Origin of the sequence: Flagellimonas sp. HMM57 (assembly GCF_021390175.1) — a bacterium.
Lineage (GTDB): Bacteria > Bacteroidota > Bacteroidia > Flavobacteriales > Flavobacteriaceae > Flagellimonas.
Window position 1 is genome coordinate 2413850 of the sequence record NZ_CP090004.1, and the last position, 15751, is coordinate 2429600.

Annotated in this window: 12 protein-coding genes; 10 read left to right on the forward strand and 2 right to left on the reverse strand. The window is 38.7% G+C overall.

The window, feature by feature from the left end; translation table 11 throughout:
* The first annotated feature begins 74 nt into the window (after window positions 1–74).
* The gene (locus LV716_RS10685; RefSeq protein ID WP_163417724.1) at window positions 75–1130 is read left to right on the forward strand and encodes an FAD-binding oxidoreductase; all 1056 of its coding nucleotides are present in this window, start codon (window positions 75–77) and stop codon (window positions 1128–1130) included.
* On the opposite strand, the gene LV716_RS10690 is transcribed toward LV716_RS10685, so the two are convergent.
* The gene (locus LV716_RS10690; protein ID WP_163417725.1) at window positions 1118–1510 is read right to left on the reverse strand and encodes a DUF983 domain-containing protein; all 393 of its coding nucleotides are present in this window, start codon (window positions 1508–1510) and stop codon (window positions 1118–1120) included. The genes LV716_RS10685 and LV716_RS10690 overlap by 13 nt on opposite strands.
* Before the next feature lie 89 nt (window positions 1511–1599).
* Here LV716_RS10690 and LV716_RS10695 point away from each other — a divergent pair, with 89 nt between their 5' ends.
* The 9 genes from LV716_RS10695 (at window position 1600) to LV716_RS18465 (ending at window position 13271) form a co-directional block, all read left to right on the forward strand.
* Complete coding sequence (locus LV716_RS10695) at window positions 1600–3510, forward strand: ABC-F family ATP-binding cassette domain-containing protein (RefSeq protein WP_163417726.1); 1911 nt, start codon at window positions 1600–1602, stop codon at window positions 3508–3510.
* A gap of 135 nt (window positions 3511–3645) precedes the next feature.
* Complete coding sequence (locus tag LV716_RS10700) at window positions 3646–4533, forward strand: hypothetical protein (RefSeq protein WP_163417727.1); 888 nt, start codon at window positions 3646–3648, stop codon at window positions 4531–4533.
* Between the two features lie 150 nt (window positions 4534–4683).
* The gene (locus LV716_RS10705; RefSeq protein WP_163417728.1) at window positions 4684–5820 is read left to right on the forward strand and encodes an efflux RND transporter periplasmic adaptor subunit; all 1137 of its coding nucleotides are present in this window, start codon (window positions 4684–4686) and stop codon (window positions 5818–5820) included.
* Window positions 5817–9101 carry an efflux RND transporter permease subunit gene (locus tag LV716_RS10710; protein WP_163417729.1) on the forward strand — a complete coding sequence of 1095 codons (3285 nt, stop codon included), beginning with the start codon at window positions 5817–5819 and terminating at the stop codon, window positions 9099–9101. Before LV716_RS10705 ends, LV716_RS10710 begins: the two co-directional genes overlap by 4 nt.
* Entirely contained in the window at window positions 9098–10426 is a 1329-nt protein-coding gene (locus LV716_RS10715; protein ID WP_317167642.1) for a TolC family protein, read from the forward strand. The genes LV716_RS10710 and LV716_RS10715 overlap by 4 nt, the downstream gene beginning before the upstream one ends.
* A 77-nt stretch (window positions 10427–10503) precedes the next feature.
* Window positions 10504–10686 carry a CPXCG motif-containing cysteine-rich protein gene (locus LV716_RS10720; protein WP_163417730.1) on the forward strand — a complete coding sequence of 61 codons (183 nt, stop codon included), beginning with the start codon at window positions 10504–10506 and terminating at the stop codon, window positions 10684–10686.
* Between the two features lie 38 nt (window positions 10687–10724).
* Window positions 10725–12056 (forward strand): MFS transporter, encoded by a 1332-nt coding sequence (locus LV716_RS10725; RefSeq protein ID WP_163417731.1) that lies wholly within the window; start codon window positions 10725–10727, stop codon window positions 12054–12056.
* A gap of 112 nt (window positions 12057–12168) precedes the next feature.
* Complete coding sequence (locus tag LV716_RS18460) at window positions 12169–12870, forward strand: SUMF1/EgtB/PvdO family nonheme iron enzyme (RefSeq protein WP_255674251.1); 702 nt, start codon at window positions 12169–12171, stop codon at window positions 12868–12870.
* A complete protein-coding gene (locus tag LV716_RS18465; RefSeq protein ID WP_255674252.1) occupies window positions 12798–13271 on the forward strand; it encodes an SUMF1/EgtB/PvdO family nonheme iron enzyme in 474 nt (157 codons plus the stop codon). Before LV716_RS18460 ends, LV716_RS18465 begins: the two co-directional genes overlap by 73 nt.
* Window positions 13272–13280: 9 nt before the next feature.
* Here LV716_RS18465 and LV716_RS10735 read toward each other — a convergent pair whose 3' ends face one another.
* Entirely contained in the window at window positions 13281–15668 is a 2388-nt protein-coding gene (locus LV716_RS10735; protein ID WP_163417733.1) for an outer membrane beta-barrel family protein, read from the reverse strand.
* Between the last annotated feature and the right edge of the window lie 83 nt (window positions 15669–15751).

Consider the following 15751-nt stretch of genomic DNA (forward strand, 5'->3'; position numbering starts at 1 on the left):
CTAATGTGGAGTTTTCCAATCTCATTTAATTTGGTAAAGTAGCGAATTCCAATGAAGAAGATTAATTTTGCATTATGTTGGATTATCTAGTAGTTGGTCTTGGTTTAGCAGGAATTGCTTTTTGTGAAAAATTGGAAAAAGAAGGTATGTCCTTCAAAGTAATCTCGGATGATTCCCAACAAGCATCACTTGTAGCTGGAGGACTTTATAATCCGGTCATTCTAAAAAGATTTACTCTGGCATGGAACGCTAGGGAACAAATGGATTTGGCTATTCCGTTTTATGCTGATTTAGAACAAAAACTCAGCATAAAATTAGATCATAAGCTTCGAGTATTACGAAGGTTCACATCCATAGAAGAACAGAACTCTTGGTTTGAGGCTGCAGACCGTCCCGGACTTGACTATTTTTTATCTACCACTATCCTCAAAAATAATAACGCAAATATTGATGCTCCTTTTGGTTTTGGAGAAGTTAAGTATACGGGTAGAATAGATACAAAGGCATTATTGTTGGCCTATTCAAATAGTTTGACCAAAAATAACCTCTTGATTAAAGAATCTTTCGATTATGATAATTTTGAGGTACTTGAGGGTCATATTTCGTATAAAACGATAAAGGCAAGGCATATCGTTTTTGCTGATGGCTACGGACTCAAGAGCAACCCTTTTTTCAAGTACTTACCATTGAATGGCACAAAAGGAGAGCTTTTGACCATAAGAGCACCCGAGTTAAAAGAAAACAATGTTATTAAATCCTCTGTTTTTAGTATCCCGTTGGGAGAAGACTTGTATCTTATAGGTGCTACGTACAAATGGAAGGACAAGACCAATGAACCTACAATCGATTCAAAAAATGAACTGCTAACAAAATTGAAGACATTTTTAAAATGTGATTTTGAGGTTGTGAAACATGTTGCGGGTATTAGGCCAACTGTAGTGGACAGAAGACCATTAGTAGGCCAGCATCCAGAATATAAAAGGTTATATGTATTAAACGGTCTTGGTTCTAGGGGTGTACTAATAGCACCATTGGTTTCCAGTCAATTGTTCAGCGCAATCGAACAGAATGTGGCGCTGGCTTCGGAAATCGATATTGATAGGTTTACAAGGAAGTACTATTCCAACTGACCCTTCAAACTCTTGGGCTCGTACTTGATAAAAAAGTTGATCCAAATATTTCTGGATAAGCGAATGATCACCGGCATAAAAACAATCAATGTTAGTACAATAGCGATAAAGGTGTTTACAAGAGAAGCGCCAACTATCAAGAAAGCGATAACAAATGCCGCTACGGCAAACGCTATTCCAACACCATAACTCACATACATGGAGCCATAGAAGAAAGAAGGCTCTATTTTGTATTTGAGTCCACAATTGGAACAACGTTCGTGCATTTTGAAAACTTGTCCAATTACATACGGGTTATTGTTTACATACATGCTCTCCTCGTGGCATTTAGGACAACTTCCTGTTAAAATACTGTAGAGTTTGTTTCCTTTTTTTAACATTTGCAACGATTTTTTACAAAGGTACTCATTCGTCTTTTTGCCAAGGTACGGATTCGACTACTTTTGTTTTGTAACACAGGTCACATAATATGCTGAACATTCATAATCTATCTGTCGCTTTTGGGGGCGATTATCTTTTTGAAGAAATTGCCTTTCGCTTAAATGCTGGAGATCGGGTAGGCCTTATCGGGAAAAACGGAGCTGGAAAATCCACTTTGTTAAAGTTGCTTGCCAAAGAAATGGCTCCAGATTCTGGAACGATTGCCATGGAAAAGGATATTAGGATTGGATTTTTAAAACAAGACATCGATTTTGAATTAGGAAGAACGGTTTTGGAAGAATCCTATCAAGCGTTTCACGAGATCAAATCATTAGAGCTGCAGCTTGATGAAATAAACAAAGGTCTTGCCGAGCGTACAGATTATGAAAGTGAGGCGTATAACCAACTAATGATAGACCTAACCGATGTTACCCACAGATATGAGATTTTGGGAGGTTATAATTATCAGGGAGATACAGAAAAAGTGCTCTTGGGATTGGGTTTTAAGAGAAATGATTTTGATAAAATCACCGATACGTTCTCAGGAGGTTGGCGAATGCGAATAGAGCTTGCAAAACTTCTGCTTCAAAATAATGATGTGCTACTGTTGGATGAGCCTACCAACCATTTGGATATTGAGTCCATTATCTGGTTAGAACAGTTCTTAAAGAACTATGCAGGAGCTGTTGTCATAGTTTCCCACGATAAAATGTTTTTGGACAATGTGACCAATAGGACCATAGAAATTTCGTTGGGCCGTATTTATGATTACCACAAGCCATACTCAAAATTTTTGGAACATCGGAACGAAATAAAAGTGCAGCAACTTAGTGCCCAAAAAAATCAAGAAAAACAGATACAGCAAACAGAGAAACTTATAGAAAAGTTTAGAGCTAAAGCTTCAAAAGCCTCCATGGCACAATCCCTGATTAAAAAACTGGACAAGATTGAACGTATTGAAGTGGACGAAGACGATAATAGCGTTATGAATGTTAGGTTTCCTGTTTCCGTGACTCCTGGAAAAGTTATTGCCGAGCTTGAAGCCCTATCCAAGAATTATGGGAAAAACCAAGTTTTGAACGATATCGACCTTTTGGTGGAGCGGAACAGCAAAACTGCTTTTGTTGGTCAAAATGGGCAGGGAAAGACCACGTTGGCAAAGATAATGGTAGGTGAGCTAGACTATGAGGGTCAACTTAAAATAGGACATAATGTTCAGATCGGGTACTTTGCTCAAAACCAAGCTGAATACTTAGACGGTAGTAAAACTATCCTAGATACGATGATAGATGCCGCCAATGAGAGCAATCGGAGTAAGGTAAGGGATATTCTGGGCTCTTTTTTGTTCCGGGGCGATGAGGTCGAAAAGTATGTGAAGGTGTTGTCAGGGGGAGAACGAAATCGGTTGGCATTGGCCAAAATGCTGTTACAACCTTTCAACGTACTGGTTATGGATGAACCCACGAACCACTTGGACATAAAATCTAAAAATGTATTAAAACGGGCACTACAGAATTTTGAAGGTACTTTGATTTTGGTTTCCCATGATAGGGATTTTCTGCAAGGATTAACAAATAAAGTATACGAATTCAAAGATGGAAACATCAAAGAATATTTAGGAGATATCGATTTTTATTTGGAACAACGCAAAGCGGATGATTTTAGAAAAATAGAAAAAGGAGAAAAAAAACAGCCTGTTGAAAAAATTGTTGTAAAAGAGAACGATTATCAAATTCAAAAGAAAATTAAATCCCTAAAAAATAAACTTAGCGGGGTAGAAAAGAAAATTACCCAACTGGAACAAGAAATTGCATCCATCGACCATGACTTGTTAATGGATTATGATAGTACCATCGCCAAACAAGGTTTTTTTGATGGATATCAAGGTAAAAAAAATCTTTTGGAATCCTTAATGGAGGATTGGGAAAAATTATCCAAAGACCTTGAGACATTCCTTTAGCATTAAAAAAGATTTCTTCACCACAGAATAGGCTTCGTTTACAACATATTCCCCGTAGTTCACCCATTTAATTTGTAAGATTTTACTTTCATCATCATATTTGTACCTATAACATGATACCTAAACACACAACCCATGTTTAGAAAAGCAATTTTTTGTTTTATAGCAGTTTGTATTACTTCACATTTGTTTGTAAATGCTGCAATTTCCAAAAAGGAAAAGGACGCATTGGTGGATCTGTTCAAAAGTATGAATGGCGAAAAGTGGACCACTCCTTGGAATTTGAATGACCCGATTGATACTTGGAAGGGCATTCAAGTAAAAGATAATCATGTTGTAAAGATTAATCTTTTTAGGAACAATCTGGAAGGAACCCTTCCCGAGAGTATTGGGAAACTGAAACACCTAACTCATTTAAACCTTGCTTTCAATAATATTACCGGTGTATTGCCTGAGAGTATTGTGAGATTGGAAAGTTTACAGGTATTACGGTTAGAGATGAACCGAATCAAGGGAACTCTACCAAAAGATGTAAATCAATTAGGGTCTCTTGAGGTATTTTCTATGTTCAATAATTTTTTGACAGGTGCCATACCCGCATCATTTGGTGAATTAAAAAGTCTGAAAGAGCTAAATCTTTCCAGTAACAATTTAAAGGGTGCTATCCCCAATTCCATAGGAAACTTATCAAACCTAGAGGCACTAGGTCTTTTTGAAAACAACTTAGAAGGAACAATTCCCCAAGAAATAGGAAAATTGGGCCAGTTGAAGGAATTAGTATTGGCAAATAACCAATTAGGTGGCGAAATACCTTTAGAATTTGCACAATTGGCAAGTTTAAAAATTCTACAGATACAGAATAATAGATTTGATTCCTACAAAGGACTTAATGAAATGGATGCAAAACAGTTTTTGGTTTTTGATTCTGATGAAAAAACATTGAATCCAAAATTCAACGAAATACAATTACAGCGGTCTAGAATGGCCGATACAAAATTTGAAGATGTTGATGATAATGAGTAGTTAGTTATACTTTAGTTTGTTTGGTTTGGGGATACAGGCGTGTATCCCCTTTTTTTTGTCAAAAATTAAAAAGACAAACATTTTATGAAATATTTAACCCTTCAAACTTATGGGAGGGAATAGTTTTGCAGGGACTAATTTATACGATACATGCGTAAGCTCATTATTTCGGCCGTAGTTGGCGGCCTACTTATTTTTGCATCTTTATATTTTGCAGGACTGATTGCAGGAAGCAAAAAGGACAGAAGGCCAAAACCACAACAAGTGGTGAAGACTGTTTTTGTCGATACAGTCGTAAATAGCGCTGTTCCCATAGTGGTGCCGGCCAATGGAAATCTTAGGGCAAAGAAGCGTGTCGAGCTATTTTCCGAGGTTCAAGGTGTTTTTAGGTCAGGTAGTAAATTATTTAGAACAGGACAAGAATATAGTGCCGGTCAGGCATTAATTAGAATCGATGCCGATGAGTACTATGCCAGTGTGCAATCCGCTAAAAGTGACCTGTACAATCTGTTGACTTCCATTATGCCGGATTTACGACTGGATTATCCGGAAATCTACACAAAATGGCAAGAGTATTTAAATAGCTTCGATTTAAACAAGAGCACTCCCAAATTACCTGAAATCACTACGGATAAAGAGAAATTCTTTATTTCTGGAAGAGGGGTTATATCCAACTACTATAATGTAAAGAATCTTGAACAGCGTCTTTCCAAGTATAATATTGCTGCACCTTTTAATGGTGTCTTGACCGAAGCTTTGGTGACTGAGGGAACCTTGATACGGGCAGGACAGAAGTTAGGAGAGTTCATAAGCGTAGGGGCTTATGAATTAGAGGTGTCCGTTAGTAAAACGTACGGGGATTTTTTAAAATTGGGAAAAAAAGTACAACTTTCAAATTTAGAGAATACACAGGATTATATGGGTGAGGTGACACGAATTAATGGACGTGTTGACCAAAGCTCACAAACCATAACTGTATTTATAGAAGTTAGTGGTGAAAACTTGAAAGAAGGACAATATTTGGAGGCCAATGTAGAGGCAAAAGAAGAAGCTAATGCCATCGAAGTAGATCGCTCGCTGTTACTTGAGAACAATCAAATTTTTGTGGTACGTGATTCAGTACTTGATCTTATAGACGTTAAGCCCGTATATTTCACGGATAAAAAAGTAGTGCTAAAAGATGTGCCGGACAGTGAAGTGATTGTTTCCAAATCGCTCACGGGTGCATATGCAGGAATGCTGGTGAAGGTATATGATGAAAATCAAGATAAAAAGGCGAAATCGTGAGAAAGGTAATATCTTATTTTATTAAGTATCACGTAGCGGTAAATGTTATCATTATTGCTTTTTTCATTTTTGGTATTGTTGGGGCACTTTCGCTAAAATCATCATTTTTCCCGCTTGCAGAATCAAGAAATGTTGTTATAGCAATTACGTATCCTGGAGCATCCCCACAAGAAGTAGAGGAGGGTATTGTTCTAAAAATTGAGGATAACCTCAAAGGGTTGGAAGGAGTGGATAGGGTGACCTCGACCTCAAGTGAAAACAGTGGAACCATAAATGTAGAGATTGAAAAAGGTCGGGATATCGATTTCATGTTATTGGAAGTTAAAAACGCAGTCGACAGAGTCCCCACATTTCCTACAGGTATGGAGCCTCTTGTGGTTTCAAAACTAGAAGCGGTAAGACCTACGATAAGTTTTGCGGTAAGTGGAAATAATATTCCATTAGTGACCTTAAAACAAATAGGGCGCCAGATAGAAAATGATTTACGGGCAATTGATGGAATATCACAAATAGAAATTGCAGGGTATCCAGATGAAGAAATAGAAATTGCTGTCGATGAGAACAATCTTTTGGCCTACGACGTTTCTTTTGCCGATGTGGCACAAGCCGTTTCGGGTGCCAATATTTTGGTAACGGGAGGGAATATAAAGACAAATTCTGAGGAATATCTGATAAGGGCGAACAACCGCTCCTATTATGGTGATGAGCTTTCAAATCTAGTGGTACGGGCAGATGAATCCGGTAAAGTCATACGATTAAAGGACGTAGCAAAGATTCGCGATCGTTTTTCCGAAACGCCAAATGTGTCCTACTTCAATGGCGACTTATCGGTAAATGTTACAATAACAAGTACCAACACCGAAGATTTAATCGGTTCTGCGGAGAATGTAAAAGAGTATATAGAGGATTTTAATCAGAAATATACCAATGTTCAATTGGATGTTGTTAGGGATTTGTCCAAAACACTTACCCAACGTACCGACCTGCTCATGGAAAATGCTGTAGTGGGTATGGCCTTGGTTCTTCTGTTTTTGTCCCTTTTCTTAAATACCAGATTGGCGTTTTGGGTGGCTTTTGGTTTGCCAATAGCTTTTTTGGGAATGTTTGTTTTTGCGCCAATGCTCAATGTTACCATTAATGTACTTTCATTATTTGGGATGATAATCGTTATTGGTATTTTGGTAGATGATGGTATCGTGATAGCCGAAAACATCTATCAACATTATGAAAAGGGAAAAACACCCGTTCAAGCCGCGATAGATGGTACCATGGAGGTTATTCCCCCTATTCTTTCCGCAATCATAACCACGATACTGGCATTTTCAATCTTTCTGTTTTTGGATGGAAGGATAGGTGATTTCTTTAGTGAAGTCTCTGTGATTGTCATATTGACTTTAGTGGTTTCCTTGGTGGAAGCACTGATTATATTACCTGCACATTTGGCGCATTCGAAGGCACTTCAACCACAAAAGCAGGGCCCAAAGGATGGAATTGCCCGTGTTTTTTCCAAGTTGAGGGTAATCAACAAAATGGGAGACCAATCCATGGCTTGGATGCGTGACAAGTTATATAGTCCTACATTACGTTTTGCTTTGGATTATAAGCTGCTCACTTTCGCCATCTTTTTTATGGCACTTGTTTTAACCTTTGGTTCCATAGGTGGAGGAATTATAAGAACTGCCTTTTTCCCCAGAATTGCCAGTGACCAGATTGCAGTGGAATTGTCAATGCCGAATGGGACTAACGAAAAAATAACAGATTCCATAATCAGTTTAATACAGGACAAGGCACAAATAGTAAATCAAGAGCTAACGGATGAATATTTACAGGAAACGGATAAGATGTTGTTCGAAAACATGATTAAAAATGTTGGTCCGGGTTCCTCATCAGCAAGATTGATCATTAATTTATTGCCTGGAGAAGAACGTCCAGATGCGATCAGGGCAGACTTGGTAACCACACGACTTAGGGAATTGGTGGGTCCAGTTGTTGGTGTGGAAAGCCTTATCTATGGTTCTGGGGGTAATTTTGGTGGTGATCCGGTGTCTGTTTCACTTTTAGGAAATAATATAGAAGAACTCAAAGCAGCTAAGACAGAATTAAAAACAGCGATGCTGAACAATTCGCTTTTAAAGGATGTTACCGATAACGATCCAGCGGGAATCAAAGAAATACGACTGGAACTAAAAGAAAACGCTTATTTACTTGGATTGAATCTCCAAACCGTTATGAACCAAGTGCGATCGGGTTTTTTTGGTGCCCAAGCACAACGTTTTCAGAGAGGACAGGATGAAATTCGGGTTTGGGTCCGTTACGATAGGGATAATAGATCTTCCATTGCTGATTTGGACGAGATGCGGATTTCAGCGCCCAATGGAGAGCGGATACCACTTAAGGAAATTGCCACGTACTCCATTGAACGCGGTGATGTTGCTATCAATCACTTGGACGGGCTACGGGAAATTCAAGTTTCATCTGATTTAAAAGACCCGGAAACGACTAGTGGAACGGATGCAATGACTTGGATTCGTACAGATGTTATGCCAGAGATATTATCAAAATATCCCTCAATAACCCCATCTTACGAAGGACAGAACAGAGAGGCAAATAAACTTATAGGTTCCTTACGTTTTGCAGGCCTTACAGTACTTTTTCTGATCTTTGTGACCATAGCATTTACTTTTAGAAGTTTTAGTCAACCTTTATTGCTCATACTTTTGGTGCCCTTTAGTTTAACGGCTGTGGCATGGGGGCATTGGATACATGGCTTTCCAATTAATATTCTTTCCATGCTGGGCATTATTGCCCTTATAGGTATCATGGTCAATGACGGTCTGGTACTTATTGGTAAATTCAATATAAACCTTCGTAATGGTCTCAAATTCAACGAAGCTATATATGAAGCCGGTCGCTCTCGTTTTAGAGCTATATTTTTAACTTCTGTTACCACTATTGCTGGTTTGGCACCATTGCTATTGGAAAAAAGTAGACAGGCACAATTTCTTAAGCCAATGGCCATTTCCATTGCATATGGTATTGGTTTTGCCACTGTTTTGACCTTGGTCATGTTGCCTTTGTTCCTTTCGTTCGGAAATAATATAAAAGTGTGGGGCAAGAGATTATGGACAGGAGAAAAGGTTACCAAAGAAGAGGTGGAGCGCGCAATTAAAGAGCAAGGTGAAGAGCAGTTCATGTTGGAAGGTGCGCACAAGCTCAACGGAAGTACAAACCATATTGAATCCAACGAAGACGTTTCAGAAGTTTTAGAAGAAACAAGATGATGAGAAGTATATTATATACACTACCCTTTTTTTTACTGGTTCACATACATGCAACACAAGCTCAGGATAAAATACTATCCAAAGAAGAAGCTATTGATTTGGCTTTAGAAAATAATTTGGACATTAGGGTCGCCAGAAACACAAAAAAAATAGATGATAATAACGCCAGCATCTTGAATTCTGGATATTTGCCAACGGTAACCGCAGTAGGAGGTGGAAGTATAGATGTACAGAATACAGAAGGTCAGTTGGCAAGTGGCGATGTACGTACTGCGGATGGCGCAGAAACAAGACGTTACAATGCGTCCGTAGATGTAAACTATACCCTGTTCGATGGCCTTAACAGGCGGTACACCTATAAAAGTTTTAAGGAACGCTCGCAGCAATCGGAATTAGAGGTAAGACAAACCATAGAAAACACGATTCTTCAATTGTTTACGGTCTATTACGAAGTGGCAAGGTTGACCGAGAACACCAATACCTTGGAGCAGGCCCTTGAAATTTCAAAGGAGCGATTGAAACGTGCGGAATATCAATTTGAATATGGACAGAATACAGGCTTGGATGTGTTGAATGCCGAGGTGGATATAAATACGGATAGCATCAATCTTTTAAATTCCAGACAACAATTGCGCAATACAATGCGGGATTTAAACCTAGTCTTGAACCAAGAGCTTTCAAACCAGTTTTTAGCGGACACTACGGTCAACTTTGTTCCCGGGCTACAAATGGAGAACATGCACGAAGAAGCGAAATTAAACAATGTTCGTTTACAGATTGTGGATAAAGAAATGATTATCAATGAATATAATGTTAAGGCCGCTAAAAGCGTTTTTTTGCCCACCATTGGTTTGACGGGAACATACGGTTGGAATGAATCCAACAACAATAGTCCACTTGCTTTCTTAATTCAGAACACTTCAACAGGAGTAACGGGAGCGGTTAACTTAACATGGAACCTTTTTGATGGTGGAAGAGGGGTTACGGGTATAAAAAATGTAAAAATCGGATACGAAAATCAAGAACTGCTAAAAAAACAAATAGAGCTGGAGGTAGAGCGCGATATCCGGAATGCATGGGATAGTTATACCAATGCATTGTTCGTTTTGGAAGTACAGGAAAAGAATTTGCAGACCAACCAAAACAACTTTAAACGAACAGACGAACGCTATAAGTTGGGTCAAGTTACCTCTATAGAATTTAGACAGGCACAGTTAAATTTATTGAATGCGGAGTTAGCACAAAGTCAAGCAAAATACAGTGCTAAACTGGCCGAATTACAAATGTTGCAAATAAGCGGTCAATTGCTGAACGTAGACTTTTGATTGGCGAATTGATACGTTAAGTCATATCGAGCGCAGTCGAGATACTAGACTCGTAAGAATCGTTTTTTGAATAAGATATGCACGAACATTTTTTTCAATGTCCCTATTGTTGGGAAGAGATTTCTTTTCTGCTGGATATGTCGGTATCCAACCAAACCTATGTTGAGGATTGCGAGGTATGTTGCAATCCTATTGAAGCAAATACGGCTTTTGAAAATCAAGAACTTGTTCATTTTGAAGCTAGGGAATTGGGACAATAAAATCCGTATCTTTAAAAGGAACGGATTTTTAACTTTATATGAAGCTTCCCAAGCTCATTTCTCCTAAGATTTTTCCTATTTTATTGGTCAATTTCATTGGAATATTGGGCTATAGCATTGTAGTACCTATTCTTATTTTTATAGTAACGGATTTGGGAGGAAACGGTTTTATCTATGGAATTCTGGGAGCTATGTACCCCTTTTTTCAATTTATAGGTGCACCCATATTAGGGCGGCTTTCCGACAAAATTGGGCGAAAAAAAGTACTCGTCATAAGCCAGTTGGGAACCTTTGTTGCCTGGACACTTTTCTTGTTGGCCTTTATCCTTCCAGAAACCGAGTTATGGTCACAGAATACAAATATTACAGGAAGTTATGTGATGACCCTGCCCTTGGTCATTATTTTCCTGGCCAGAATTTTTGATGGTTTTACGGGCGGAAACATCTCTGTCGCCAACGCTTACCTATCCGATATCTCTACCGATGAGGATAGGAATTCAAATTTTGGAAAAATGGGTGCCGCGACCAGTCTGGGCTTTGTGCTAGGGCCAGCTTTTGCTGGGGTTTTGGCGTCAACGGTAATGGGGGAAGTGTTGCCTTTAATCTTGGCTGCGATAATATCATTGATCGCCATATTTGTAATCAATACAAAATTAGAGGAAAGTGTTCCTTGTGTGGTCAATACAGGTAAAGTGGGTTTGCGTTCACTACGGCGGTTCTTTCAGGTTGAGCATAAAGACTGTTACCAAGAGGGAGAACTGCAGGCCAATCCACAAAAAATTAGTTTGAGAATGATTTTGAAAGAACCTGGGATTCCTTTACTATACTTTGTCTATTTTCTCACCTTTTTAGGATTTAGCCTTTTCTATGCTGGACTGCCTATTTATGCGAATACTATTTTGGAGTGGTCCTCTACGAATTTGGGCGTTTTTTTGGCATACTCAAGTCTCATCATGATTATTGTTCAAGGTCCGGTACTTACTAAACTAGAGGGAAAAGTGAGCAATGAAAAGCTAATTTTAATAGGTTCATTTATATTGGCGCTGTCATTTCTACTTTTATCGTATCGGAGCTTATTAGTCATCTACTTGGCAAACACCCTACTTTCCATAGGAAATGGATTAATGTGGCCAAGTTTTATGGCACTCTTGTCCAGAACGGGTAAATCGACCATGCAAGGTACAATACAGGGCTATGGTAATAGCATGGGGAGCATAGCCAGTATGTTTGGGCTTATTTTAGGCGGAGTTTTGTTTGAGTTTTTAGCAACAAAAGTTTTTGTGATTGGCGGAGTAATCTTCTTGATTATTACCGTATTGATGATTTTAAATTTTACGCAACGAAGAAAACCAATTTTGGAGGTGACATAAGATTTTGGAACAGCGCATTATCCATGTAGGAGCATAACCTATTTTTTATATGATGACCTTAACGAAAGGCAAAAACACCTTTGTATCTTCGTTTACCTGAAAACCAATAGGTATGATTTTGAACTGTTATAAAAATTTAGGTATTCTTTTTTTGATTTTACTTTTTTCCTGTAATTCTCGAAAGCAAAAACCATCCGAAGAGCAGCCAAAGGAAAGTTATACAGTATTGGATAGTCTACCTAACGGCACAATAATACCAGAGGGAATGATCTGGATTCCTGGAGGGAGTTTTGAGCAAGGAGCTGTAGCTGGAGATCAATTGGCTATGGCGCACGAAAAACCCTCCCATACCGTTACAGTAGATGGATTTTTTATGGATGCCACGGAAGTCACCAATGCAGAATTTAAAAAGTTTATAGAAGCTACTGGTTACGTTACCGTTGCAGAGCGGGCATTGGATTGGGAGGAGATGAAGCAGCAGTTGCCACCTGGAACTCCAAAGCCACATGATTCTATTTTTCAGCCAGGCTCATTGATATTTAGGAAAACACCAAAACCTGTTACCAACTTTATGGACGTTTCGCAATGGTGGAAGTGGAAAGTAGGGGCGTCCTGGAAACATCCTAAAGGACCGGGAAGTGACTTAATCGGAAAAGAAAATCATCCCGTAGTTCACATATCTTTTGAAGATGCATTGGCGTACTGTGAATGGAAAGGGCATCGATTGCCTACAGAGGCAGAGTGGGAGTACGCCGCTCGGGGAATGCAGTTAAAGATGCTCCGTACCACTGGGGAGTACTTAAAGATGGTTTAGAGAATAGGGCAAACACCTGGACAGGAACTTTTCCAAATGAAAATGATGAAGCAGATGGATTTGAAGGTGCCGCTCCAGTAAAAAGTTTTGAGGCGAACGCTTTTGGACTCTACGATACATCAGGGAATGTATGGGAATGGACTTCAGATTGGTATAATACCAAGTATTACAGAACATTGGCCAATTCAGAAGAAGAGATTATAAATCCGCAGGGTGCAAAGGAGGCCTATAATGCCAACAACCCCTATGTACAGGAAAAAGTGATTAAAGGAGGTTCATTTCTTTGTCATGAATCGTACTGTGCCAGCTACCGAATTTCTTCAAGGATGGCGAACAGTACGGATTCTGCACAAGAGCATTTGGGTTTTAGAACGGTAAAGTCTTTGTCCAAAAAAGATTGAATATAACTTCTACAGTCTATTATTCTCTTCGTCTCCTGTGGACTTACGCTGATAGTTGGTTTTTTTCAACTTACCAAAATTGTAAGTAGCCATAAACCTAACGTACCTTGTGTTATTGATCCTATCAAATAAAATCAATGTATTTCCCAGACGATAGTCGCCATCAGGCTTGTTTGTTTGAAAGATATCATTGGCGACCACTTGGAGTTTTAAAGAATTATTGAAGAAATCCTTCTCCAATCCCAAAGTGATTTCAGCTTGATTTTTTCTAAAATAGATTCCATCATAGCGATTACTCAGGTACCAAGCTATTAATTGTAGCTTCATACCTTCGAACAAGGTGAATTTGTTATTGGTGTAGAGGTAAGCCTGTGGTCTAGTTTCTTTGAAACCAAAGGAGGATTGGGTGTCTATTAATTTATTGTAACTAACGGTCACTGAGTTCATAGACGTCCACCAATCGGTATTGAAAGGTAAGATTGCATTGGCAAAAACATCGTGTTGCCTATTACTATTTAAGCGTTGTAGTATATAACTCTTTGGGTCCTCTCCTTGAACCGCTCCGCCTGTTATTGGATCTAGAGTGTAATTGTAACCAAGTTTTAAGGTTATTTTACGGAGATTTGCACCGATTTCAAAAGCGTGGATTTTTTCCGGCACTATATTGGGGTTTCCCTGAATTGAGGTAAAAGCATCCTGGTAGATGATAGTGGGATTTAAGGATTCATATCTTGGGCGCGCTATTCTTGAAGCATAAGAGGCGAAAAAGGACTTGTTTTCATTCAAGACTATTCCGATTGAAGCATTTGGGAATAGATTCAAGTAATCATCCTTTATTGGAGCTTCTAGATTGTCCGTTGCAAGTTCATATTCGGTCAATTCACTCCGTAGTCCAAAATTGTAATTCACTTTTTCCGATACATTTTTACTGTAATTGATATAGGCTGCATAAATCTGTTCATTGTATTCAAATTCTCTTGAAAGGGCTTCATCTAGAGTAAAATCGGTTTCATTGGTCGAGACCAGAAAGTCAGAGTCTGAAGTATTCTGGACGCTCCCAAATTTAATTCCGGTCTCCAGCTGTCCTTTTTCTGAAAATACTTTGGTAAAGTCCAGTCTTGCGCTGTAAATGGGAATTTCCCTATCTACAAGATTTTTAAGTGTACGCCTTGATATTTGCCCTTCACTAATGGATTCTTCATCAATAATATCATCTATTGCGGTATTATTACGAGAATATTGACCCCCAAAATAGAGTGAAGAACCTAGAGAGTCCAGTGATTGAAAATAGTTTAGAACAAAAGCATTTTGGGTGGTGAGGTCGTCTTTATTGACCACACTTTCAAATTGTTCCAAAACATCATTGAAAACAATGTCGTTGTTGCTACTTTCGGTACCGCCCAACGCATGGTTAAGCCCATTATAACCGATGGATAAATAGCTTTCATCAGAGAAATTATATTGTACACCAACCCCGTAATTGGCAAAAAACTTTTGATCCCATACCCAATCGGTCGTAATATCCGAATTAAAAAAGTCCCCTTCTTCCGATCTGTTTCTGGTCGTATTCAATAAAAAACGATAAGCTCCTAACTGCATACCATAGTTCCCGGTTATCGAAATACGATTCCTTCTATAATCAAAATTGAAGTTGGTGTTTGTGTTTGTTGGCGAAAAATCTGAAACACTAACATTTTGGCTTAGCATTCCCTTTATCCCCTCCATTGTAGAAGTACTGGTAACAATATTGATTACTGCCTGTCCTTCAGCGTCGTATTTTGCGGAGGGATTGGATATAATTTCGATGTTCTTGATTTCGGAAGCTTGTACGTTTGCCAATTGCTCGCTAAAAATACGTTGACCGTTCAAATAGATGATGGCCGTACCCTTTCCAATAATTGAAATACCTTCATCTTCAACCAGTACATTGGGCGACCTTGATAAAATCTCTTGAACGGAGTTACTTGTTGCTAATACTGTGTTCTCTACATTAACTTGTACTGTTCCATCATTTTTGGTTTCGAATAAGGGGAGGTTGGCTACCAGTACCACCTCTTCCAAGGCATTGCTTGCTTCGTCAACGATGATATCCCCCAAGTCGATATCTGAAATTCCTTTAAAATCTATAGTTATAAATGTGTCTTTAAATTCGAGCGAAGTAAGTTTTAGAAGTATTTTGCGCTCGTTAAGATTTGTTAACTCAAACTTTCCCTCAAAAAAAGTTGTTCCCGTTATAATAGTGGAGTCTAATGGAGAGATGATAAGGGCGTTTCCCAATACAACCTCTTTTTTTGTATTTAGTACGTTGCCAATAACCGATGTTATGGTTTGTCCGTATATATTAGCTTGTATGCTCAGGACCATAATTACAACAATAACTTTTAATATTTTACCCATTATTACCTCTTATTTTTTTCAAAACTATCGCTGTGTACAGTCCTTTTTTGGAAAAGTAGACGAATGGTCTCTCCTCGGCTATG

Coding starts and splice junctions, on each gene's coding strand:
- LV716_RS10715 (WP_317167642.1), top strand. CDS start 9,098: ATGATGAGAAGTATATTATATACACTACCCTTTTTTTTACTGGTTCAC.
- LV716_RS10685 (WP_163417724.1), top strand. CDS start 75: ATGTTGGATTATCTAGTAGTTGGTCTTGGTTTAGCAGGAATTGCTTTT.
- LV716_RS10690 (WP_163417725.1), bottom strand. CDS start 1,510: ATGTTAAAAAAAGGAAACAAACTCTACAGTATTTTAACAGGAAGTTGT.
- LV716_RS10725 (WP_163417731.1), top strand. CDS start 10,725: ATGAAGCTTCCCAAGCTCATTTCTCCTAAGATTTTTCCTATTTTATTG.
- LV716_RS10695 (WP_163417726.1), top strand. CDS start 1,600: ATGCTGAACATTCATAATCTATCTGTCGCTTTTGGGGGCGATTATCTT.
- LV716_RS10705 (WP_163417728.1), top strand. CDS start 4,684: ATGCGTAAGCTCATTATTTCGGCCGTAGTTGGCGGCCTACTTATTTTT.
- LV716_RS10700 (WP_163417727.1), top strand. CDS start 3,646: ATGTTTAGAAAAGCAATTTTTTGTTTTATAGCAGTTTGTATTACTTCA.
- LV716_RS10735 (WP_163417733.1), bottom strand. CDS start 15,668: ATGGGTAAAATATTAAAAGTTATTGTTGTAATTATGGTCCTGAGCATA.
- LV716_RS18460 (WP_255674251.1), top strand. CDS start 12,169: ATGATTTTGAACTGTTATAAAAATTTAGGTATTCTTTTTTTGATTTTA.
- LV716_RS10720 (WP_163417730.1), top strand. CDS start 10,504: ATGCACGAACATTTTTTTCAATGTCCCTATTGTTGGGAAGAGATTTCT.